Raw genomic sequence first — 19,542 nt, forward strand, 5'->3', positions numbered from 1 at the left:
TCTTGTATGAGCGGTTTAAAAAGCAGGTTCATTTGCGCATCAAAGTATTTTTTGACCGCAAACGAGCGAATAATATCCTGCTTTTCGCCGTTGGCATAGGGATAAAAGGCCTTGTACAAACGCTTTTTGTAAAAAGGCACCCAAAAAGTAACATTACCATCTTCGCCTTTTTTAACCACGCCGTTGATGTGCAACAGTTTAATGGCAGGTCGGTCTATGTCAAAGGGGATTTTTTCTTCGGTAAACAGCAGCCGCTCTACGAACGGGCGCACTTCCTGCGCTTTGTTGCGGATGTTTTCAAAGTTTTTGTCAATGGCTACGGTCAGATACCAGTCTTCTACTTTGAGATAGTCCGCATACTCAATAATATTTTTGTCAGGATAATCAGTAATAAGTTTTTGAGCAAATCCATTGACCAATCCCGGCTGGTTGGCGGCAATTTGGATGATTTTATCTTTGACTGACTGTTCAAAAAGTTGTCCGGTTTCGGTTTCGTGTTGCCCCAGCAGTTCGTAGACTTCCGCATCGGTAAAATAGGGGACATTGAGGTTGTCGGCGATGTTGAAGGGACTGGCATTGTCCCCAATAACACCCGTAATATTAGCTACCCCGACCAAAATCACGCTTTTGAGAGCGTGCGTTTCGCGGGAGTGGTACGCATTACGGATAGAATGCAGGAAAGTGCCAAAATATTTCTCATTAATACCTTCCACTTCGTCAATAATCAGCACCAATTTTCGGTCGTTGATTTTGGTAATAACTGAAAATAATTCGGGAATCTCTGTAATATTATCAAAATTGCTTTCGCATAACTTGCCTAAATATTCTTTGAGTACTTGGAGAAAAAGTGGCTCTGATGCGGTCTTAAAATTCTCAAAATTGATATGCGCCACCTGATAGCCTTCGGTTTGCAGTTCCTCAGCTAATTGCCTGAAATAGGTGGTTTTGCCCGTTTGTCGCGGAGCCCAGATGGTAAAGTAGCGTTCGCGATAGACAAAGTCCTTTCCTTGCGCGATGAGGTTTTTGCGTCGGATGGTATAGTGCTGGCTGGGGATATTAGGTCCTGAGGTGTTGAAATAGCGGCGCATGGATTCAGTTATTCACTTTTCTGACGAGGTAAAGATAATGTTTTTGTCAACAGCATACGCTTTGTTCATGCTGCAAGATAATTGTAGTGCAACGTTCTGATTTTTTTCCTTGAATGAGCTTGGTACTTGAAATATGCGGCATATGCGTATTACAATAGAAGCCAATACTCCCGGCGAAATCACACTGCTTACCAAGTTATTTCAGGAGCTTGGCATCAACAGGATTAGTGTTGAGGACAACCGAATGCCTGTTGTAAAAGGCGATAAGCGTGTTGCCTCTGAGGAATTATTTGGGATTTTGCACGACTACCCAAGAACAATAGAAGAAATTCGTCAAAAAGCATGGAGAAAAAATTGGCATGGTATTATGCGATACAAACATATTCATTCACGCCTTTAACGGTAACGGGGATGAACCTACAATTGCCTCTCTAAGCTATTGTGTATGAAATACCTCTCTACACTTATAACACACGAGATTTCCACTACTTTCCGAATATCAAACGCTATACATTGAGGCTGTCCAAAAAGTAACACGGACTTTAGTCTGTGATTTATTAATCAATTGACAATCAAATAGTTATAGACTTAAATTTGTACTACATTCGTCTTTTTTGGACAGCCTCGATCATCCCTACACAAAATCAATACGAAATATCATCTTCTACTTCCAGCGCTTCCAGAATTTCGGCGATTTCGTCAAAGTCTTTCAGTCCGGGCTTGATTTCAAAACCGCCTTCCAGCGCGATGCCGTAGGGCTTGATAGCAGCAAGTTGTTCGGCGATGCTATCAGCTTCAAAAGGCAGCCCAAGCACGACGCGGAACTTTTCACAAATACCCTTCAATTGCGCCGCTACTTCGGGCAGGGTGGGGTTGAGTTCCCCTTCCAATAGGAAAAAATCTGCAATAGCCTGATTTTCAGTCATTAGCTGTGTGGCATGTTGTAAGTCTGCAAGGCTATTGGCAACTATGCGCAGGATGAGCGGCAACCCATAACTTGTCAGTTGTTCCAACTTTTCGGGCGCGTCGGTTTGCAGGTAGTGCAGCGGATAGTCGGTGATGTCAGTCGGCAAATCCTGATTGCCCAATTCGCCGATAAATTCTACACCGGCGAGCCAGCCTGCTATTTCGGTTACTTTGGCGGGTGGGAGGTACGCCGCCGCCGCTTCGTCCAGACAGAAGCCCACCCATTGTACGCCCATACCTGCGCAATAACGCGCATCGCTAAGGTTATTTACACCGCTGATCTTAACAGGAAGTTGCAAGCCCATACTGCTATGAAGTTAATTTTCCGCAAAGTTGCCCTTTCCAAGCGTTGGATTCTGTAATTTTGCAAAAAAATCATTGCCTTGAAGCGATTAATTGCAATTTCACTGTGCCTGTTGGGGCTGTTTGCTAGGTGTATGCCGTCGGCGCAGCCTTCGCAGGAAAGCAAGCAGACAGCATATTTTTCAATCGCTGCGGCAGTTGATCAACAGGCGGCTGTGCTTAATGCGCGTCGCGCCCAAAGCCTCAAAGTAGTGCAGGCAGGCACTGAATCACCCGATACGCTCGCACCGCAGCCAACCGATTGGGCAGATGAATTGCGCCTTTTCAAAGAAGCAGACATTAACAAACCCGCATGGATAGGCGAGTATGAGGTGAGCGAAACGACGGGAAGCATCCGCTACACCGCCAAAAAGGCATCTCAACCCGTGCGCCTGCTCATCGTAAAGGGAACAGCTAAGCAGCCCGCTGCCATAGAGGCGCATCTGGTGCAGTCCAATCTTTTGTACCACACTGAAAAACACTTATACCTCAATTTCAGCAAGGGCGAACTCGCTGCTTACCGCATCGCAGGCTTTCAGAAAACAGTCTTTTCCGATACGACGCGGTATTTGCTGGCAGCTACTATCCGATAAACTTTCATCACTTCCAAAATAATCTGATTCTGCATTATGGCTTCTACTCTGAAAAATCTCAGCACCTTTTCCAACAAAAACCTGAGCGTCGTTGCAGACCGCAAGTTCGCGATTGTGGTTGCCGAATGGAACAGCGATGTAACCGAACGCCTCTACAATGGCGCATACAGCACGCTGCTCGATGCCGGCGTACCTGAGGAAAACATTATCCGCAAAGATGTGCCCGGCAGCTTTGAGCTGACACTCGGCGCGCAGTACATGGCGCAATGGAAAGATATTGACGCGGTGATTTGTCTGGGCTGCGTCATTCAGGGCGAAACTCCGCACTTTGATTTCATTTGTCAGGCGGTAGCCAATGGCATAACTGAGGTAGGGTTGAAATACAACAAGCCTGTTATTTTTGGGGTTATTACCACACACAATATGGAGCAGGCGCTTGACCGCGCGGGCGGCAAACATGGCAACAAAGGCGACGAAGCCGCTGCTACAGCCATCAAAATGCTGAATTTCTAACCATCAATCCATAAAGGAGGAATCCTGTCGCATGTGGGAAAAAGTAGCGGACATTGTCCTGAAATACCGTTTTGTTTTTATCGCGCTGCTGCTGTCAATCACAGCCTTTATGGGCTATCAGGCGCGCAAAGTGGAAATGTCTTACGACTTTGTTAAAGTAGTGCCGCAGGATGACCCCGAAATGCTATTTTTCAAAGACTTCTTGCAAACCTTTGGCGAAGACGGCAACCTCTTTGTCATTGGTTTGAAAGACAGTGCGCTCTATCGCTACGATAATTTTCGCCGCTTTCAAGAACTGGCTACCAAAATTCAAGGTTTGAAAGGCATCAATCAGGTGCTTTCGCTGCCCACTTTGCAGGATATTCGCAAAAACGAAGTAGAAAAACGCTTTGAGGTACAGCCTGTGTTCAGTCCCCTGCCCCGCAATCAGCAGGAACTGGACAGTATGCTGAAGCAGGCTAAAATGATTAAGTTCTACGAAGGGCAAATCTGGAACTACAACAACGGCGCAACAATGATAGTAGCGGCGTTGAAACGCGAAATTCTCGGCACTTCGGAGCGCGAACAGTTGGTGTTTGAGATGATCCGCCTTGCCGATGAATTTTCTGCCAAAACAGGCATCCAGATGCACTACAGTGGCATCCCGTATATCCGAACCGTTGTTGCCAAAAGCGTCAAGCACGAGTTGAATATTTTTCTCCTCCTTTCGCTGGTGGTAACAGTGGTAGTCATGTACCTGTTTTTCCGTTCGGTTGCGCCGGTACTTTTTTCCGTCATCCTGATTGGAATAGTAGTTGTTTGGACAATGGGAACACTGGGCATGCTGGGCTACAAAATCACTATGCTCACAGGACTGCTCCCGCCGATTCTGGTCGTTATCGGCATCCCCAACTGCGTTTATCTGCTTACCAAATACCATCAGGAATACATCCATTCGCACAATCAGCAACTGGCGCTGAAGAACGTAGTCAAGAAAATAGGCGTAGTCGCACTGATTACCAATACGACCACAGCCATTGGTTTTCTGGTACTGCTGACGGTGGACATTTCCATCCTGCGCGAATTTGGGACAGTGGCTGCCATTAATATTGCCAATACTTTTTGCATCAGTCTGATATTTATTCCGGCAGTATTTTCCTATTTGCCGCCACCTTCGCTGCGCAATACGCGCCATCTGGAACGCCGCAACATGCAGCGTATTTTGAACTTATTTGTTCACATCACCGATCATCATCGCACCAAGGTATATGTTGTTTGTCTGGTGTTGGTAGTAGTTTCAATAATCGGCGTATTGCGCATTCGTGCGGTTTCCTACATGGTGGACGATTTGCCCGAAGAAAGCGTTGTAGTAAGAGATTTGGCATTTTTTGAGGAAAATTTTATCGGTATCATGCCGCTGGAAATCATCGTAGATACGGGCAAACCCAAAGCTACGCGCGATCTGAAACGCCTGCGCAAAATCCGTCTGCTGGAAGATTCGCTGCGCAGCCTGCCCTACGTCTCACCGCCGCTTTCGGTAGTAACTTTTGTAAAAGCTGCCAATCAGGCTTTGGGTACGGTGAAAATAGAAGAAACCTACGCGCTGCCTACACAATCGGGCGAACTGCTTACGATTGAACGCTATACACGCGGACAAAAAGGACAGGCAGCCGAACTTGCCAATAGTTTTACCGACAGCAGCGGGCAGCGGCTGCGCATTTCACTCAAAGTTGCCGATATTGGCTCGCTGCGCACCGATTCGCTGATGAAAGCCGCTATCTTGCCACAGATAGACAGCGCACTGGCAGGTACAGATATGACCGCGCACGTTACCGGAACAACTCTCCTCTTCCTAAAAGGCAATGATTACCTGATTGCTAACATGCGCCAGAGTCTTTTTATCGCTATTGGGCTGATTGGGGCAATTATCGGGCTGCTGTTCAAAAATGCACGCATCATGGCGCTTACGATTGCAAGTAACTTGCTGCCTATTTTGATGACTGCGGGTATGATGGGTTTTTTGGGTATCCCTCTCAAACCGAGTACCGCGCTGATTTTCAGCATCGCTTTTGGTATTGCTGTAGATGATGCGGTACATTACCTAGCACGCTACAGGCAGGCGCTCAAACTGACAGGCTTTAACGTAGCCGAAAGTGTACGCATCGCCATTCACGAAACGGGGATTAGCATGATGTACACGTCTATTGTCCTTTTTGGTGGATTTATCATTTTTACGTGGTCGGATTTCGGGGCTACGCAGGCGCTGGGAGCGCTGACTTCCTCTACCCTGATTGTGGCGATGATCACTAATCTGGTGTTGCTGCCCTGCCTGCTCAATACGTTCAGCAAAGGCAAAGAAGATCAGGCAGAACCCAATGAGATTGCCGAAGAAATCGGTTCTTACATAGATGACAAAGGTTAATTCCGTAACTTTGACAAAAACAAACTCATTTGTATGCTTGCCACACTTTCTAGTTCAGAGCTTATTGCGTTAGAAGACCGTTATGGCGCGCACAACTATTACCCCCTTCCCGTAGTGCTTGCACGCGGCGAGCGCGTTTATTTGTGGGATGTTGAAGGACGTCGTTACTTTGACTTTCTTTCGGCTTACAGCGCTGTTAATCAAGGGCATTGCCATCCGCGCATCATTCAAGCGCTGATAGAACAGGCGCAAACGCTGACGCTCACCTCACGGGCGTTCTATAACGATAAACTCGGACCCTATGAGCAGTTCATTACCGAATTTTTCGGCTATGAGCGCGTATTGCCCATGAATACAGGCGTAGAAGGTGGCGAAACGGCTATCAAAATTTGCCGCAAGTGGGGCTATGAGGTGAAAGGCATTCCCGCCAATCAGGCAAAAATTATTTTTGCACAGCGCAACTTCTGGGGGCGCACCATGGCGGCTATTTCCAGCTCCACCGACCCGAAAAGCTACACGAACTTCGGTCCGTACATGCCCGGTTTTGAAATTATTCCGTACAACAATATTCCCGCGCTTGCTGCGGCGCTGCAAGACCCAAATGTGGCAGGCCTAATGCTGGAACCGATTCAGGGCGAAGCGGGCGTAATTGTGCCGGACGATGGCTACTTGCAGCAAGTCAGCCAACTGTGCCGCGAGAAAAACGTCCTGTTTATCGCCGACGAGGTGCAGACAGGCATCGCCCGCACGGGCAAATTGCTTGCCTGCGACCATGAAAACGTCAAGCCCGATATTTTGATTTTGGGCAAGGCGCTTTCGGGCGGCGTATATCCCGTTTCTGCCGTGCTGACGCGCAGCGAAATCATGGATTGCATCCGTCCGGGCGAGCATGGCTCTACCTACGGCGGCAATCCGTTGGCTTGCGCCGTTGCTACAGTTGCTTTGCAGGTAGTCAAAGACGAGAATCTGGCAGCCAACGCCGAGCGCATGGGCAACTTGTTCCGCGAGCGCATGAACGCGATGATTCAGCACACTGACAAAGTAACGCTGGTGCGTGGTAAGGGCTTGCTCAATGCCATTGTCATCAACGACTCACCCGACAGCGAAACGGCATGGAATCTTTGTTTAGAAATGAAAGAACGCGGGCTGCTTGCCAAACCTACGCACGGCAATATCATCCGCTTTGCGCCGCCATTAGTCATCACCGAAGACGAACTGCATCAGTGCTGCGATATTATTGAGGCATCGGTCAAACATATGAAATAGGCTGCCATGATCGTTTGTAAGCCCAAATCTGCGCTTATCAATACCCTTTTCGCCCTTGCAGCGGTCGGGTTGGGCATTTGGCTTTATTTAATTTTAACATTTGACTTACACGCAAATTTTTGGTTGCAGTTAGGCGGTATCTGGCTAACGCTTTTTTTATCCATTCTGATAGCAGTAGTGGCTTTGCGCAAGTATTTTATTCTGCGTGCAGACCGTTCCGGCATTGAGGTAGAATACCGATTTCCCAAGCGGAGAAGCATGAAACTGTTCTGGCCAGCGCTCAAAAGCTGGCAGGAGATCAGTGCCGGCAAGAATGGTACGTACAAACAGTTACAGCTCAACTTTGGCAATCATAAAATAAATATAGCCAATTTGGAGCATAGCAATTATGTGGATTTGCTTACATGGTTACAAAAAAATGCGACAAACAAACGCAAATAGGCAAGGTTTTAAGAGAAATCGCATAAATTCGCTACCAACGATTTTTATTGATTAGTAGAACGTTCCACATAACCATCAACGCATAATGTCAAAGTTTGCTGAACTTCACTATGAGGGTAAGGTGTATCAACTGCCCGTAGTAGAAGGCACCGAAAAAGAACTTGCATTAGACATCAGCAAGTTGCGTGACGAATCGGGTTTAATCACGCTTGATATTGGATACAAAAACACAGGCGCAACTAAAAGCGCCGTAACTTTTTTAAATGGCGAAGAGGGCATTCTGCGCTACCGCGGCTATCCGATCGAACAATTAGCCGAACATGCCTCTTTCCTCGAAGTTGCTTACTTGCTGATCAATGGCGAATTGCCTAAGCAGGCAGAGCTTGCTTCATTTGAGCGCGACATCACCATGCACACACTCGTGCACGAAGACATCCGTAAAATATATGATGGTTTTCCCGCATCTGCGCACCCAATGGCGGTATTGGCATCGCTTACCTGTGCGCTAAGCACTTTCTATCCTGAAAGCCGCACGCCAGAAGGAACCAATCTGAACATTATTCGCCTGCTGGCGAAAATGCCTACGCTGGCGGCATGGAGCTATAAAAACGAAATGGGGCATCCGCTCAACTATCCCAATAATGCGCTGGACTACTGCTCTAACTTCCTACACATGATGTTTGCGTATCCTACGGAAACCTACACTGCCGATCCTATAGTAGTAGATGCATTGAATAAGCTGCTTATTCTGCACGCCGACCATGAGCAAAATTGTTCGGCATCTACGGTGCGCATGGTAGGTTCTTCGAAAGTAGGGCTGTTTGCTTCTATTGCTGCCGGTATCAATGCACTTTGGGGGCCGCTGCACGGTGGTGCTAACCAAGAGGTAATTGAAATGCTGGAACGCATCAAAGCCGATGGTGGCAATGTGAAGAAATACGTAGATATGGCGAAGGATAAAAACAGCGGTTTCCGTCTGATGGGCTTCGGACACCGCGTGTACAAAAACTTTGACCCTCGCGCACGCATCATCAAAACTGCCTGCGACAAAGTATTAGATAAGTTGGGCATCAAAGATCCGGCACTGGAAATTGCCAAAGAATTGGAAGAGTATGCACTCAAAGACGATTACTTCGTAAGCCGCAAACTTTATCCAAACGTAGATTTCTACTCAGGGATTATTTATCGCGCCATTGGTATTCCTACCGAAATGTTTACGGTAATGTTTGCATTGGGTCGTCTGCCGGGCTGGATTGCACAATGGAAAGAAATGACAGCGAATAAAGAGCCTATCGGTCGCCCGCGTCAGATCTACATAGGCGCTACCGAGCGCAATTATGTACCTGTCAATGAGCGATAATGGTTGGTTTTTTCTTCCATGAATGAAAAGCGGACGGGCATGATACCCCGTTCGCTTTTCATTGCGCTCTATCAAAAGCGGTTTTTTGTGTTTTTGGCTATATAAATGCTTGAAAATCAGTATAGTCAATTAGGTCAATCCCCAAAAGCCGCTCAAATAGTGGTATAAAAATGCGACCTTCTTTGCAAGTTGAATTTGTGGCGCAAGCGATGCGCCGACGCATCCATTGGACACATTTACCCACCCAACCAGCCGCCTACTTGCCGGCAGTTCTTTTATCAAATGAGCTTAAACAAGGTAATTTCCCTAACTTTGCAGTGTGAAAGAACTTGCCTACCTGAATCGCTACCTATATAAATACCGCTCTTACTTAATATGGGGAGCAGTATTTGTTGTTGTTTCCAACATCTTCGCCATCATTCCGGCGCAGGTAGTGCGCTACGCCTTCGATCTGGTAAGCGACAATATCAACGTCTATCTTTCGCTCAAACAGTCTGAGTCGGCACGAGAGTATCTGTACGAGGCTTTTGCAGCGGCAGTGCTTTTGTACGGCGTTGTGATTGTCAGCATGGCGCTCCTGCGGGGCTTGTTTCTGTACCTGACTCGCCAGACAATCATCGTTATGTCGCGGCTGGTGGAGTACGATCTTAAGAACGACATCTACGAACATTACCAAACACTTCCGCTGAGTTTCTATCGCCGCAACAATACGGGCGATCTGATGGCGCGCATTTCCGAAGATGTCGGACATGTGCGCATGTATATTGGCCCTGCCATCATGTACGGGCTGAATATGATGATTACCTTTGTGCTTATTATTGGCTACATGCTGACTATCAACGCAAATCTGACTTTTTGGTCGCTGCTGCCGCTGCCAATTCTTTCAGTAAGCATCTATTACGTAAACAACCTGATCAATCGCCACTCCGAATCTATCCAGCGCGGACTTGCCGATATGAGCACTTTTGTGCAAGAGGCTTTTTCAGGAATTCGCGTGATCAAATCATTTGTTCGGGAAGAGGATATGTCTCAACAATTTTTGGACAAAAGCAACGAATACCGGAGCCGGTCGCTGCGTTTGGCAATGGTCAATGCGCTGTTTTATCCGCTGATTATGCTGCTGATCGGCCTGAGCACTATCCTGACAATCTACGTGGGAGGCATCGAAGTAATGAGCGGCACCATCACGACAGGCAACATAGCAGAGTTTGTGATTTATATCAACCTGCTTACTTGGCCTGTAACCTCGCTGGGATGGATCACTAGCATCGTCCAACGCGCTGCCGCTTCTCAGAAGCGCATCAATGAGTTTTTGAATACCCAAACAGATATTGTCTCTACCCGAAATCTGAAAAAAGATATTGCAGGTAGCATTTCCTTCCGCAACGTAAGCCTGCGCTATCCCGACTCGGGCATTGAAGCATTGCGCCGGATCAGTTTCGATATTAAACCCGGCGAGTCGCTGGCTATTCTCGGGGCTACAGGTTCCGGCAAAAGCACCATCGCCAACCTGATTTGCCGCCTTTACGATCCGACAGAGGGGGAAATCATCATTGATGGGGAGCCTCTACAGGCATACGACATTGCACACTATCGCCGCCAGATCGGCTATGTACCGCAAGACGTTTTCCTTTTCTCCGACACTATTTCCAATAACATAGGCTTTGGTATAGACGACATAGACGAAGCCGACCTGATACAAGCCGCTAAAGATGCCGATGTGTACCAGAATATCAAGGACTTTCCGATGGGATTTGCCACTGAAATCGGCGAACGCGGAATCACACTTTCAGGCGGACAGAAGCAGCGTGTTTCCATTGCTCGTGCTATTGTGCGCAACCCCCGTATCCTAATTCTGGACGATGCTCTTTCGGCAGTAGATACCAAAACCGAAAATGCAATTTTGAACAACTTGCAGCGTATCATGGCCGGGAGGACAACGATTATTATCTCACATCGCGTCTCTTCTGCCAAACTCGCCGATCATATCATTGTGCTGGACAGCGGAAGAATAGTACAGAGCGGCACACACGATATGCTTATGTTACAGGGCGGACTCTACAAAGAGATGTTCGACAAACAAATGAAGGCTGAGGAGGAAGTAGCGGAATGAATTTTTTGTATTTTCCGCCAATTTTTTCCGATATACTATGGGAACGCTCAATCAACTCATCCGTTTAGCGCAGGAAAACCGCGAGGTTGCCATCTTTATGGCACTGTCTGTTTTCTTGATCCTATTAATGATTTACCTGCTGATTCGCAGCATATTCGCCCCGCGCCGCGTTGTGGCCCCGCCTGCGCCTCTGCCAACATACGTACCCGTTGCAGAAGCGGCAGCCCGTTTGCACCGGATGTCGGAAGAGTTACCCGCAGTATTGCGGCAGTTGTACGAATCCATCGAAGAGCAAGACCGAGCAATTACAGAAAAGCGGCAATATATAGAAATGCTTGACGCACAGATCAGGCAGTTGCAAGAACAAATCAGTGCTACCGGGCAGGCACCTGTTGTTTCGCAAGGAGAAAGAACCGCCTACGAACAGCAATTGACCGATTTGCGACAAACAGTTCGCCGCAAATCAAGGAGCAGTTGGTGGTGGGGTTTTGCATGGGGAGTTACGCTGGTACTACTCATTGCAGCAGCCATTTATATCTACCTCGTACATCCCGAATGGATCGAGGCTGTATTACAGCGATGATTTTTTGCGCTAAAAAGTCTTACAACTATTTGTATATCAAAACAAAGCTGCTACCTTTGCAGTCCAAAAACCAAAAACGGGTGTAGCTCAACTGGTAGAGTGGCGGTCTCCAAAACCGTAGGTTGCGGGTTCGATCCCTGCCACCCGTGCAATGTCTCAATAAAATAGACAGACTGACCAATGAAAAAAGTCATTGACTTCTTGCGGGAATCAAAAACAGAAATGACCGAGCATGTAACGTGGACTAAGTACAACGAGTTGCAAAGCAACTCAATTCTCGTACTGATTGCATCACTAATCTTTGCGCTGGTCATTGGATTGGTTGATTTCCTGTTCGACAAAGGCTTGGATTGGTTCTATAAATCTTTCCAAGGTTAAGCGCGTTTATGCAGCCCTTCATCCGAGTCTTTCTTCTCCAAAGACGTGCTTCCCGGATAAGGCGATAGACAAGCAAATGAAAAATTTTCGATTCGTATGAGCGACAGCAAACTGGAATGGTATTTACTTCGGGTAGTTAGCGGACAGGAAAAAAAGGTAAAAGCCTATCTTGAGAAAGAGGTTTCTATCCATAACCTCGGGGAATACATCAGTCAGGTGCTGACTCCTTCTGAGAAGGTGTACCAGATCCGTAAGATGAAAGATGGCAAAAGTAAGAAAATTGCTGTCGAAAAAAACTTCTTTCCCGGCTACGTATTTGTTCAGGCAAACTTGAGCAATGGTGAAATTATTCATACCATCAAGAGCGTACCTGGTGTGATCAACTTTCTCGATGTAGAAGGAGCAGGCCCCAATGCAAAGCCACGCCCCATGCGCGAATCGGAAATTAATCGCATACTCGGTAAAATAGACGATACCGATGAAAGCGAGATTAGACACAATATCTCATTCCATATTGGGGAAACCGTCAAAGTAATGGATGGGCCATTCAATGGCTTTACCGGAACAGTGGAAGAGGTATTTGAAGAAAAGAAAAAACTCAACGTAATGGTGAAAATCTTCGGACGAAACACTCCCGTCGAGTTGAATTACATGCAAGTTTCTAAAGAACTGTAATTATGGCAAAAGAGATAACTGGCTATGTAAAATTGCAGGTTAAAGGAGGTCAGGCAAATCCTTCACCGCCAATTGGTCCTGCGCTGGGCAGCAAAGGTGTGAACATTATGCAATTTTGCAAAGAGTTCAACGCCCGTACGCAAGACAAAATGGGGATGGTATTGCCGGTATTAATTACCATATATGCTGACAAAACATTTGAGTTTGTCATCAAAACACCTCCCGCTGCAATTTTGCTCATGGAAGCCGCTAAATTGAAAGGTGGTTCGCCCGAGCCGAATCGCAACAAAGTGGGATCCGTTTCATGGGATCAAATTAGAACCATCGCCGAAACCAAAATGCCTGATCTTAACTGTTTTACGGTTGAGTCAGCTATGAAAATGGTTGCCGGTACTGCACGCAGCATGGGCTTGATCGTTACCGGAACAGCACCTTGGGCGTAATTGTAAGTGTTTTACTGCCAACTGAAATTGGAACTGAACAATGGGAAAATTGACGAAAAAGCAAAAAGAAGCACTTGCAAAATACGATCCTGCAAAGGAGTATACGCTTGAAGAGGCTTCTTCTCTGGTAAAAGAGATAAACTATGCGAAGTTTGATGCTTCTGTGGATATCGACGTTCGTTTGGGTGTAGATCCTCGCAAAGCTGATCAAATGGTGCGTGGTGTGGTGGCTTTGCCACATGGTACAGGTAAAGAAGTGCGTGTACTCGTACTTTGTACCCCTGAAAAAGAAGCTGAGGCCCGCGAGGCTGGTGCTGAATATGTAGGTCTGGACGATTTTATCGCCAAAATTGAAGCCGGTTGGACAGATGTAGATGTTATCATCACAATGCCAACTGTTATGGCTAAAATCGGTAAACTGGGTCGTGTGTTGGGTCCTCGTGGTCTGATGCCAAACCCTAAGTCCGGTACTGTTACGATGGAAGTAGGTAAGGCTGTACGCGAAGTGAAACAAGGTAAAATCGATTTTAAAGTTGATAAAACCGGTATCGTTCACACCAGCATCGGTAAGATTTCGTTCTCCCCTGAGCAACTGCGCGAAAACGCAAGAGAAGTGCTTAACACTATCATGAAACTCAAGCCTTCTACCGCTAAAGGTACTTACGTAAAAAGCATCCATATTTCCAGCACGATGAGTCCCGGTGTGAAAGTGGATAAGACAAGCATTCCCGGACTGTAAACCTGAAATAACATGACAAGGGAAGAAAAATTTGCAATTGTAGAAGAGCTGACCGAAAAGCTTTCTAAAACGCCTAATTTCTATATCACCGATGCCTCCGACATGACTGTGGCTCAAACGAACGATTTCCGTCGTGCCTGCTTTCAGAAAGGTGTCGAGTATCGGGTATTTAAAAATACGCTGATTAAGAAAGCGTTGATAGGTCTTGGTAAGGGCGATTTCAGTTCATTCGATGACACTGTTCTGAAAGGTTTCTCAGGTATTATGTTTTCACCTGAAAACCCTAAACTGCCCGCTGAAATACTGAAAGAGTTCCGCAAGAAATCCGATAACAAAGATAAACCTAAGCCGCAGTTGAAGGGTGCTTCCATCGATTTTGATCTCTTCATCGGCGACAACCAGTTGGATACTCTCGCCAACTTGAAGTCTAAGGCTGATCTTATCGGCGACGTTATTGGTTTGCTGCAATCGCCTGCCAACAACGTTATCAGTGCCCTGCAAAGCGGCGGCAATATCCTACACGGTGTACTCAAAACCTTGGAGGAAAAAGGACAGTAGTCATTTAGGCTACACAATCAATCCAATTTATTTTATTAATTCATTTCAGAAATTACATAACATCATACGACAATGGCAGATTTGAAAGCATTCGCCGAACAACTGGTTAACCTGACCGTTAAAGAAGTAAATGAGTTGGCTCAAATTCTTGAGAACGACTATGGTATCAAACCTGCTGCCGCAGCTCCTGTAATGGTTGCTGGTGGTGGCGCTGCTGCTGCTGCTGAAGCTGCACCTGAAAAAACAGCTTTTGACGTTATCCTCAAATCAGGTGGAGCTAACAAGTTAGCAGTTGTAAAATTAGTAAAAGACCTGACCGGTCTGGGCTTGAAAGAAGCTAAGGAACTGGTTGATACTGCTCCTAAGCCTGTTAAAGAAGGCATTGCTAAGGCCGACGCTGAGGCTTTGGCTAAGCAACTGCAAGAAGCCGGCGCCGAAATCGAGATCAAGTAATTTCAGATGACTGCTGAAAACAGAAAACCTGTCGCTTCAAACGACAGGTTTTTTTTGTAGGCAAAATAATTATCTGCGGGTTATAGATTGCCTTTCTTCATTTCACTGACTGCATAGTCGCAAGCGCGTGCCGTAAATGCCATGTAGGTCAGTGAGGGATTTTGACAAGCCGCAGAAGTCATAAATGAGCCATCCGTAATGAATACGTTCGGAACAGCCCACATTTGGTTGAACTTATTCAATACAGAGGTTTTGGGGTCGCGTCCCATGCGGGCTGTGCCCATTTCGTGGATGCCCATGCCGGGGAATGAACCTGCATCGTAGGTCTTGACATTTTTCAGGCCTGCTGCTTCGAGCATTTCGGCGGCATCGTTCATCATATCCTTACGCATGAGTTGTTCATTCTCTTTGAACTCGCAGTCTATGGTAACAGTCGGTAGGCCCCACTTGTCGAGTTTTTCGCGGTTGAGTACTACTTTGTTTTCGTAATAAGGCAGACATTCGCCAAAACCTGTCAGCCCCATTGTCCATTTGCCCGGTTCGGAGAGTGCATCTTTGAAATCGGCGCCGAAGCCCATTTCGGCGATACCGCGCTGCCAACTCTCACGGCTTGCGCCGCCTTGATAGCCAAAGCCACGCAGGTATTCGCGCTTATCGTTGCCAATGTTACGGAAGCGAGGGATATAAATACCATTTGCACGACGACCCATATAGTAATCGTCGCGATGATCGTCGCTTTCACCCGTAGCACCAATGCGGAAATGGTGATCCATCAGGTTATGCCCGATCTGACCGCTGTCGTTGCCCAAGCCATTGGGAAAACGGCTCGAAGTAGAGTTCAGCAGGAGTTGAGTTGTCCAGATCGCTGAGGCATTCAGGAAAATGATTTTTGCAGCATATTCTATTACCTCTTTGGTTTCGGCATCAATTACGCGCACGCCTTTGGCTTTGCCTGTTTGTGCATCGTAAATAACTTCAGAGACAACAGACAGTGGGCGTAGTGTGAGGTTGCCTGTTTTCATAGCAGCAGGCAGTGTTGCGGCTTGTGTGCTGAAATAAGCGCCGTAAGCGCAGCCACGGCTGCATAGGTTGCGGTATTGGCATGAGCCGCGCCCGTTGTGAGGCTGCGTCAGATTGGCAACTCTGCCAATGGTCATTATACGTCCCTTGAAACTTTGTTTGATGCGCGATGCGACTGTTTTTTCTACGCAGTTCATCTGCATCGGGGGCAGGAACTGTCCGTCGGGGAGTTGTTCCAGTCCTTCGTTTTGTCCACTGATACCTGCAAAGCGTTCTACGTAGTCATACCAAGGGGCTATTTCATCGTAGCGCACCGGCCAATCTACACCCACGCCGTCTCTGGCGTTGGCTTCAAAGTCCATTGGGCTGAGGCGGTAGCTTTGGCGACCCCACATGATAGAACGGCCGCCTACAATATTTGGACGATACCAGTCAAATCGTTTAATTTCATCATAAGGAGCATCCAAATCGTTAAACCAATACTTGTGGTTAGCTTCTCCATAAGGATAATCGCGGCTGAGGAAGGGGTGCGTGCGGCGCTGCTCGTCGGTGATTCTGCCGCGATATTTGAATTCCCATGGGAATTTGAAGGCTGATTCATAGCCTTTTCCGTGTTCCAGATTCCAGCCGCGCTCAAGTAGGAGGACTTTTAACCCTTTTTCAGTGAGTTCTTTGGCTGCCCAGCCGCCGCTGATGCCCGAACCAACAACGATGGCATCATATGTATTCCGTTGCTCGGAGCGGATATTTAAATAAGGTGATTCTATGATTGACATAATTTACCGGTGAAAAGTCTTGTGAAATTTGAATAATAGATGTGTTGGTCTATGTAGCCCATGCCTTATCGCCTTTTTTGTAGGGGATACAGCCTTCGTATTTGCCGGGTACGTGTTGGTAGCGAAGTGCTTGCGTAGCGCCCGGTTCGGAAGTAAAGTAGCCAATTAAAGTAAGTTCCTTGATCATAAACCAGAATTGCGGATTCATTTTCTCAGTATCGAACCACAGATTGGCTTGTCGTGCGCCCTGACTGTTGCGGCTTTCGAGTGCTTGCGCTTCCAGACCTTTGAGCGCTTCTATACGCTGGGCAGAAGTAAGCGTTTCAAAGCCTTTGCCGAAGCGCTTGCGGCAGTTTTCTTGTAAACCGTTTAGCCCTTCCATAAATATTTTACGGTCGCTTTCGCTGTAGCAGTCGCTGACCACATCGGAAATGAATTGCTGCACTTTGGCATCTTTGGCACCTGGCGTTTTGGTGCGGGGAATAATAGTGTCGGCTATTTCTGCTACCAGTCGCATCTGTTCGGCGTTGAATGCCGAAGCGCCGCTTGCTTGGTAATTTTCCAGCGCCATTGCCAGCGAGGGAACAGTAAGCGCTCCCCCCATTAAGACGGCAACTCTTTGGATAGCATCTCTGCGGTTCATCATAAGTGTTACAACATTTAATATCGCTTCAATTTAGAAAATCGAATTTAAAAAACCAACCCTATTGCAAAGCCCGAAAATTGCGCGGAAATTAGCATCTCATTTTCAACCCAAACATATTGTGAATTATGCTGAAAATAGGCGATAAGGCTCCTGCCTTTACATTATTTGATACCGATAAACAGCAAGTAAGTTTGGCAGATTTGCACAATGGCAAAAACGCCGTGTTGTTGTTTTTCCCCTTAGCATTTACCAGCGTTTGCACCACAGAACTTTGCACTATGCGCGATGACATAGCACGCTATCATAACCTGAATGCCAACGTAGTAGGAATTTCTGTAGATTCAGTGTTTGCTTTAGCTAAGTTCAAGGAGCAGGAGAAACTAAACTTCCCTTTGCTGTCTGACTTCAACAAAGAGGCGGCTACGGCATACGGCGCTATTTACGGTGATTTTGTGCTGGGCATGAAGGGTGTTGCCAAGCGCTCTGCCTTTGTGGTAGATAAAGATGGCATTATTCGCTATGCCGAGGTGCTCGAATCTGCCGGCGACCTGCCCAACTTTGTAGCCATCCAGCAAACGCTGGAAAGCCTGCAATAGTCATATGAGCCATTCCTGAGAACGCTGATTTGGGCAGATAACACAGAAAAACGCCGATTTTTGGATTAAATAAAATCCGTGAAAATTCGCGTAATCCGCATATATCAGCGTTCTAAAATTTGGAGTGGCTCATATTTTTTTGTAGTTAATACCTAAGATTTGTAGGTATATAACTTTTCGCTATATTAGCGGCATGAATACACATCTGGTTAAAGGAAGTCTGGCGATAATTATTCTGAAACTACTGGAAGAGAATCGGCGGATGTATGGTTATGAAATCACGCAAAAGGTGAAAGAACTGACCGCCGGACAAATGCAGGTAACGGAAGGCGCTTTGTATCCTGCGTTGCACAAGCTGGAAGCCGAAGGTCTGGTTACTACGGAGAGCGAAATTGTGGAGGGGCGTGTGCGAAAGTACTATTCCCTGACACAGAGTGGCGAAACCGAAGCCGCAAGCCGCATCAGCGAACTGCTGGCTTCCTTGCAACATTTACAACTCATCCTCAACCCTAAATTAGCCTGATTATGCCACTGACAAGCGAACAACTACGCCAAATAGAATACCACCTGCGCGGCGAGCATCTGGGCGAAACGCAACGCCTGACAAAGGTTGATTTCATTGCCGAAATGACCGACCACTATGCCTGTGCATTGGAAGAAAAACTTGCCAAGGGACAAACCTGGCAACAGGCTTTGCAGGAAATAGATGCCTCTTTTGAAGGGCGCAAAGGTCTGCGTCGTATGGAAAAGGACTTTATCAAGGGCTATTACGAAGAGTTTGCCAAGAGTTACGGTAAGAATCTGCGTGCTTATTTTTATAAGTTACCTCATGTCATACTAACGGTGATAGTATGTAGTTTGTACATGTGGTTGTACATAAACGACCACGATTGGGCGATTCGCCTTGGATACCTACTTGTTTTTAGCGCAGCAATACCCAGCATGGTATGTCTATGTCTGGGGATATATTACGCGTTGGTAGTAGGCGAAAGTCGGTATACCTATATTTTGCTCCATCAAGGTGCAGGCATGTTTACACATATAAATCTGGTCAACGTACTAAGAGTAGTGGATAGTGAGGGACAATATATACTATGGACGGCGTTACCTCTAAGTTTATTAGTAGCTTTTGCAGTAGCTAACATGATTTTAAGCACTCAAATGCTCTATGCAACTTACTATCGCCTGAAAGTATCTTTGAAATTGCGCTGAGATAATCATCTGGGGATTTTTGCCTAATTTTCCCTTATGATTCAGAAATATCCCATCGGCATACAGGATTTCCGCAAGTTGCGGGAGGAAGGCTATGTGTACATTGATAAAACGCAGCACATTCATCGCCTGATCACACAGGGCAGTTATTACTTCCTTTCCCGTCCGCGTCGCTTTGGTAAGTCGCTGCTGCTCAGCACAATGAAAGAGATATTTCTGGGCAATCAGGAATTATTCAAAGGACTTTGGATTGAAGATCAAATTGACTGGCAGCGCACAAGTCCGGTGATTCATTTGAGTTTTGCGCAACTCACTTATCAGACAGACAACTTAGCCTTGCGCCTGCGGCAGGAATTACAACGGCTAGCAGATGCCTTTCA

The 19,542-nt window shown here is 46.7% G+C and carries 23 protein-coding genes and 1 tRNA gene; 20 read left to right on the top strand and 4 right to left on the bottom strand.

All coding sequences use genetic code 11. From position 1 onward, the window contains the following. The coding region (locus ACWIP2_RS14300; protein WP_448520616.1) for an AAA family ATPase at positions 1-1,088 on the bottom strand (1,088 nt) is incomplete at its 3' end. Between the two features lie 142 nt (positions 1,089-1,230). Here ACWIP2_RS14300 and ACWIP2_RS14305 point away from each other — a divergent pair. Next, a complete protein-coding gene (locus tag ACWIP2_RS14305) occupies positions 1,231-1,488 on the top strand; it encodes a hypothetical protein (protein WP_448520617.1) in 258 nt (85 codons plus the stop codon). A 244-nt stretch (positions 1,489-1,732) separates the two neighbouring features. On the opposite strand, the gene ACWIP2_RS14310 is transcribed toward ACWIP2_RS14305, so the two are convergent. After that, positions 1,733-2,359 (bottom strand): phosphoribosylanthranilate isomerase, encoded by a 627-nt coding sequence (locus ACWIP2_RS14310; protein WP_448520618.1) that lies wholly within the window; start codon positions 2,357-2,359, stop codon positions 1,733-1,735. Positions 2,360-2,437: 78 nt separating this feature from the next. Between ACWIP2_RS14310 and ACWIP2_RS14315 the strand changes: the two genes are divergently transcribed. The 15 genes from ACWIP2_RS14315 (at position 2,438) to rplL (ending at position 14,912) form a co-directional block, all read left to right on the top strand. Further along, on the top strand, positions 2,438-2,989 hold the full coding sequence (locus ACWIP2_RS14315) for a hypothetical protein (RefSeq protein WP_448520619.1): 552 nt from the start codon (positions 2,438-2,440) through the stop codon (positions 2,987-2,989). Between the two features lie 36 nt (positions 2,990-3,025). Next, positions 3,026-3,502, top strand: a complete 477-nt coding sequence (gene ribH, locus ACWIP2_RS14320) for a 6,7-dimethyl-8-ribityllumazine synthase (RefSeq protein ID WP_448520620.1) — start codon at positions 3,026-3,028, stop codon at positions 3,500-3,502. Positions 3,503-3,533: 31 nt separating this feature from the next. Further along, complete coding sequence (locus tag ACWIP2_RS14325) at positions 3,534-5,903, top strand: efflux RND transporter permease subunit (RefSeq protein ID WP_448520621.1); 2,370 nt, start codon at positions 3,534-3,536, stop codon at positions 5,901-5,903. A gap of 33 nt (positions 5,904-5,936) precedes the next feature. Beyond that, complete coding sequence (gene rocD, locus ACWIP2_RS14330; RefSeq protein WP_448520622.1) at positions 5,937-7,169, top strand: ornithine--oxo-acid transaminase; 1,233 nt, start codon at positions 5,937-5,939, stop codon at positions 7,167-7,169. A gap of 6 nt (positions 7,170-7,175) precedes the next feature. Next, positions 7,176-7,610 (top strand): hypothetical protein, encoded by a 435-nt coding sequence (locus tag ACWIP2_RS14335; RefSeq protein ID WP_448520623.1) that lies wholly within the window; start codon positions 7,176-7,178, stop codon positions 7,608-7,610. A gap of 85 nt (positions 7,611-7,695) precedes the next feature. Beyond that, positions 7,696-8,970, top strand: coding sequence for a citrate synthase (locus ACWIP2_RS14340; RefSeq protein WP_448520624.1), 1,275 nt, complete (start codon positions 7,696-7,698; stop codon positions 8,968-8,970). A gap of 319 nt (positions 8,971-9,289) precedes the next feature. Continuing rightward, positions 9,290-11,083 (top strand): ABC transporter ATP-binding protein, encoded by a 1,794-nt coding sequence (locus ACWIP2_RS14345; RefSeq protein WP_448520625.1) that lies wholly within the window; start codon positions 9,290-9,292, stop codon positions 11,081-11,083. Positions 11,084-11,120: 37 nt separating this feature from the next. Then, positions 11,121-11,666: a hypothetical protein gene (locus ACWIP2_RS14350; RefSeq protein ID WP_448520626.1), complete on the top strand. Its 546-nt coding sequence runs from the start codon at positions 11,121-11,123 to the stop codon at positions 11,664-11,666. A gap of 76 nt (positions 11,667-11,742) precedes the next feature. Then, a tRNA-Trp gene (locus tag ACWIP2_RS14355) sits at positions 11,743-11,815 on the top strand. A 31-nt stretch (positions 11,816-11,846) separates the two neighbouring features. Then, entirely contained in the window at positions 11,847-12,044 is a 198-nt protein-coding gene (gene secE, locus ACWIP2_RS14360; RefSeq protein WP_448520627.1) for a preprotein translocase subunit SecE, read from the top strand. Between the two features lie 96 nt (positions 12,045-12,140). After that, positions 12,141-12,719: a transcription termination/antitermination protein NusG gene (gene nusG, locus ACWIP2_RS14365; RefSeq protein ID WP_448520628.1), complete on the top strand. Its 579-nt coding sequence runs from the start codon at positions 12,141-12,143 to the stop codon at positions 12,717-12,719. Between the two features lie 2 nt (positions 12,720-12,721). Then, complete coding sequence (rplK, locus tag ACWIP2_RS14370) at positions 12,722-13,162, top strand: 50S ribosomal protein L11 (RefSeq protein ID WP_448520629.1); 441 nt, start codon at positions 12,722-12,724, stop codon at positions 13,160-13,162. A 40-nt stretch (positions 13,163-13,202) separates the two neighbouring features. After that, entirely contained in the window at positions 13,203-13,901 is a 699-nt protein-coding gene (rplA, locus tag ACWIP2_RS14375; RefSeq protein WP_448520630.1) for a 50S ribosomal protein L1, read from the top strand. 12 nt (positions 13,902-13,913) lie between these two features. Further along, complete coding sequence (gene rplJ / locus ACWIP2_RS14380; protein WP_448520631.1) at positions 13,914-14,459, top strand: 50S ribosomal protein L10; 546 nt, start codon at positions 13,914-13,916, stop codon at positions 14,457-14,459. Positions 14,460-14,531: 72 nt separating this feature from the next. Beyond that, complete coding sequence (rplL, locus tag ACWIP2_RS14385; protein WP_448520632.1) at positions 14,532-14,912, top strand: 50S ribosomal protein L7/L12; 381 nt, start codon at positions 14,532-14,534, stop codon at positions 14,910-14,912. A gap of 80 nt (positions 14,913-14,992) precedes the next feature. Here rplL and ACWIP2_RS14390 read toward each other — a convergent pair whose 3' ends face one another. Next, on the bottom strand, positions 14,993-16,708 hold the full coding sequence (locus ACWIP2_RS14390; RefSeq protein WP_448520633.1) for a GMC oxidoreductase: 1,716 nt from the start codon (positions 16,706-16,708) through the stop codon (positions 14,993-14,995). A gap of 49 nt (positions 16,709-16,757) precedes the next feature. After that, positions 16,758-17,354 (bottom strand): gluconate 2-dehydrogenase subunit 3 family protein, encoded by a 597-nt coding sequence (locus ACWIP2_RS14395; RefSeq protein ID WP_448520634.1) that lies wholly within the window; start codon positions 17,352-17,354, stop codon positions 16,758-16,760. A 125-nt stretch (positions 17,355-17,479) separates the two neighbouring features. On the opposite strand from ACWIP2_RS14395, the gene ACWIP2_RS14400 reads away from it, so the two are divergent. From ACWIP2_RS14400 to ACWIP2_RS14415, 4 genes are all read left to right on the top strand, one after another. Continuing rightward, positions 17,480-17,950 (top strand): redoxin domain-containing protein, encoded by a 471-nt coding sequence (locus ACWIP2_RS14400; RefSeq protein ID WP_448520635.1) that lies wholly within the window; start codon positions 17,480-17,482, stop codon positions 17,948-17,950. 193 nt (positions 17,951-18,143) lie between these two features. Beyond that, the gene (locus ACWIP2_RS14405; RefSeq protein ID WP_448520636.1) at positions 18,144-18,473 is read left to right on the top strand and encodes a PadR family transcriptional regulator; all 330 of its coding nucleotides are present in this window, start codon (positions 18,144-18,146) and stop codon (positions 18,471-18,473) included. 2 nt (positions 18,474-18,475) lie between these two features. Then, complete coding sequence (locus tag ACWIP2_RS14410) at positions 18,476-19,162, top strand: hypothetical protein (RefSeq protein WP_448520637.1); 687 nt, start codon at positions 18,476-18,478, stop codon at positions 19,160-19,162. A gap of 36 nt (positions 19,163-19,198) precedes the next feature. Beyond that, positions 19,199-19,542: AAA family ATPase (locus ACWIP2_RS14415; protein WP_448520638.1), on the top strand; the 344-nt coding region annotated here is incomplete at its 3' end.

The organism is Rhodoflexus sp., assembly GCF_053489755.1.

Excerpts from the sequence above, each read along its gene's own strand:
- ACWIP2_RS14305 (WP_448520617.1), top strand. The coding sequence starts at position 1,231 with ATGCGTATTACAATAGAAGCCAATACTCCCGGCGAAATCACACTGCTT.
- ACWIP2_RS14395 (WP_448520634.1), bottom strand. The coding sequence starts at position 17,354 with ATGATGAACCGCAGAGATGCTATCCAAAGAGTTGCCGTCTTAATGGGG.
- nusG (WP_448520628.1), top strand. The coding sequence starts at position 12,141 with ATGAGCGACAGCAAACTGGAATGGTATTTACTTCGGGTAGTTAGCGGA.
- rplL (WP_448520632.1), top strand. The coding sequence starts at position 14,532 with ATGGCAGATTTGAAAGCATTCGCCGAACAACTGGTTAACCTGACCGTT.
- rocD (WP_448520622.1), top strand. The coding sequence starts at position 5,937 with ATGCTTGCCACACTTTCTAGTTCAGAGCTTATTGCGTTAGAAGACCGT.
- ribH (WP_448520620.1), top strand. The coding sequence starts at position 3,026 with ATGGCTTCTACTCTGAAAAATCTCAGCACCTTTTCCAACAAAAACCTG.
- rplJ (WP_448520631.1), top strand. The coding sequence starts at position 13,914 with ATGACAAGGGAAGAAAAATTTGCAATTGTAGAAGAGCTGACCGAAAAG.
- rplK (WP_448520629.1), top strand. The coding sequence starts at position 12,722 with ATGGCAAAAGAGATAACTGGCTATGTAAAATTGCAGGTTAAAGGAGGT.
- rplA (WP_448520630.1), top strand. The coding sequence starts at position 13,203 with ATGGGAAAATTGACGAAAAAGCAAAAAGAAGCACTTGCAAAATACGAT.
- ACWIP2_RS14390 (WP_448520633.1), bottom strand. The coding sequence starts at position 16,708 with ATGTCAATCATAGAATCACCTTATTTAAATATCCGCTCCGAGCAACGG.
- ACWIP2_RS14405 (WP_448520636.1), top strand. The coding sequence starts at position 18,144 with ATGAATACACATCTGGTTAAAGGAAGTCTGGCGATAATTATTCTGAAA.
- ACWIP2_RS14340 (WP_448520624.1), top strand. The coding sequence starts at position 7,696 with ATGTCAAAGTTTGCTGAACTTCACTATGAGGGTAAGGTGTATCAACTG.
- ACWIP2_RS14350 (WP_448520626.1), top strand. The coding sequence starts at position 11,121 with ATGGGAACGCTCAATCAACTCATCCGTTTAGCGCAGGAAAACCGCGAG.
- secE (WP_448520627.1), top strand. The coding sequence starts at position 11,847 with ATGAAAAAAGTCATTGACTTCTTGCGGGAATCAAAAACAGAAATGACC.
- ACWIP2_RS14410 (WP_448520637.1), top strand. The coding sequence starts at position 18,476 with ATGCCACTGACAAGCGAACAACTACGCCAAATAGAATACCACCTGCGC.
- ACWIP2_RS14400 (WP_448520635.1), top strand. The coding sequence starts at position 17,480 with ATGCTGAAAATAGGCGATAAGGCTCCTGCCTTTACATTATTTGATACC.
- ACWIP2_RS14310 (WP_448520618.1), bottom strand. The coding sequence starts at position 2,359 with ATGGGCTTGCAACTTCCTGTTAAGATCAGCGGTGTAAATAACCTTAGC.
- ACWIP2_RS14325 (WP_448520621.1), top strand. The coding sequence starts at position 3,534 with ATGTGGGAAAAAGTAGCGGACATTGTCCTGAAATACCGTTTTGTTTTT.
- ACWIP2_RS14335 (WP_448520623.1), top strand. The coding sequence starts at position 7,176 with ATGATCGTTTGTAAGCCCAAATCTGCGCTTATCAATACCCTTTTCGCC.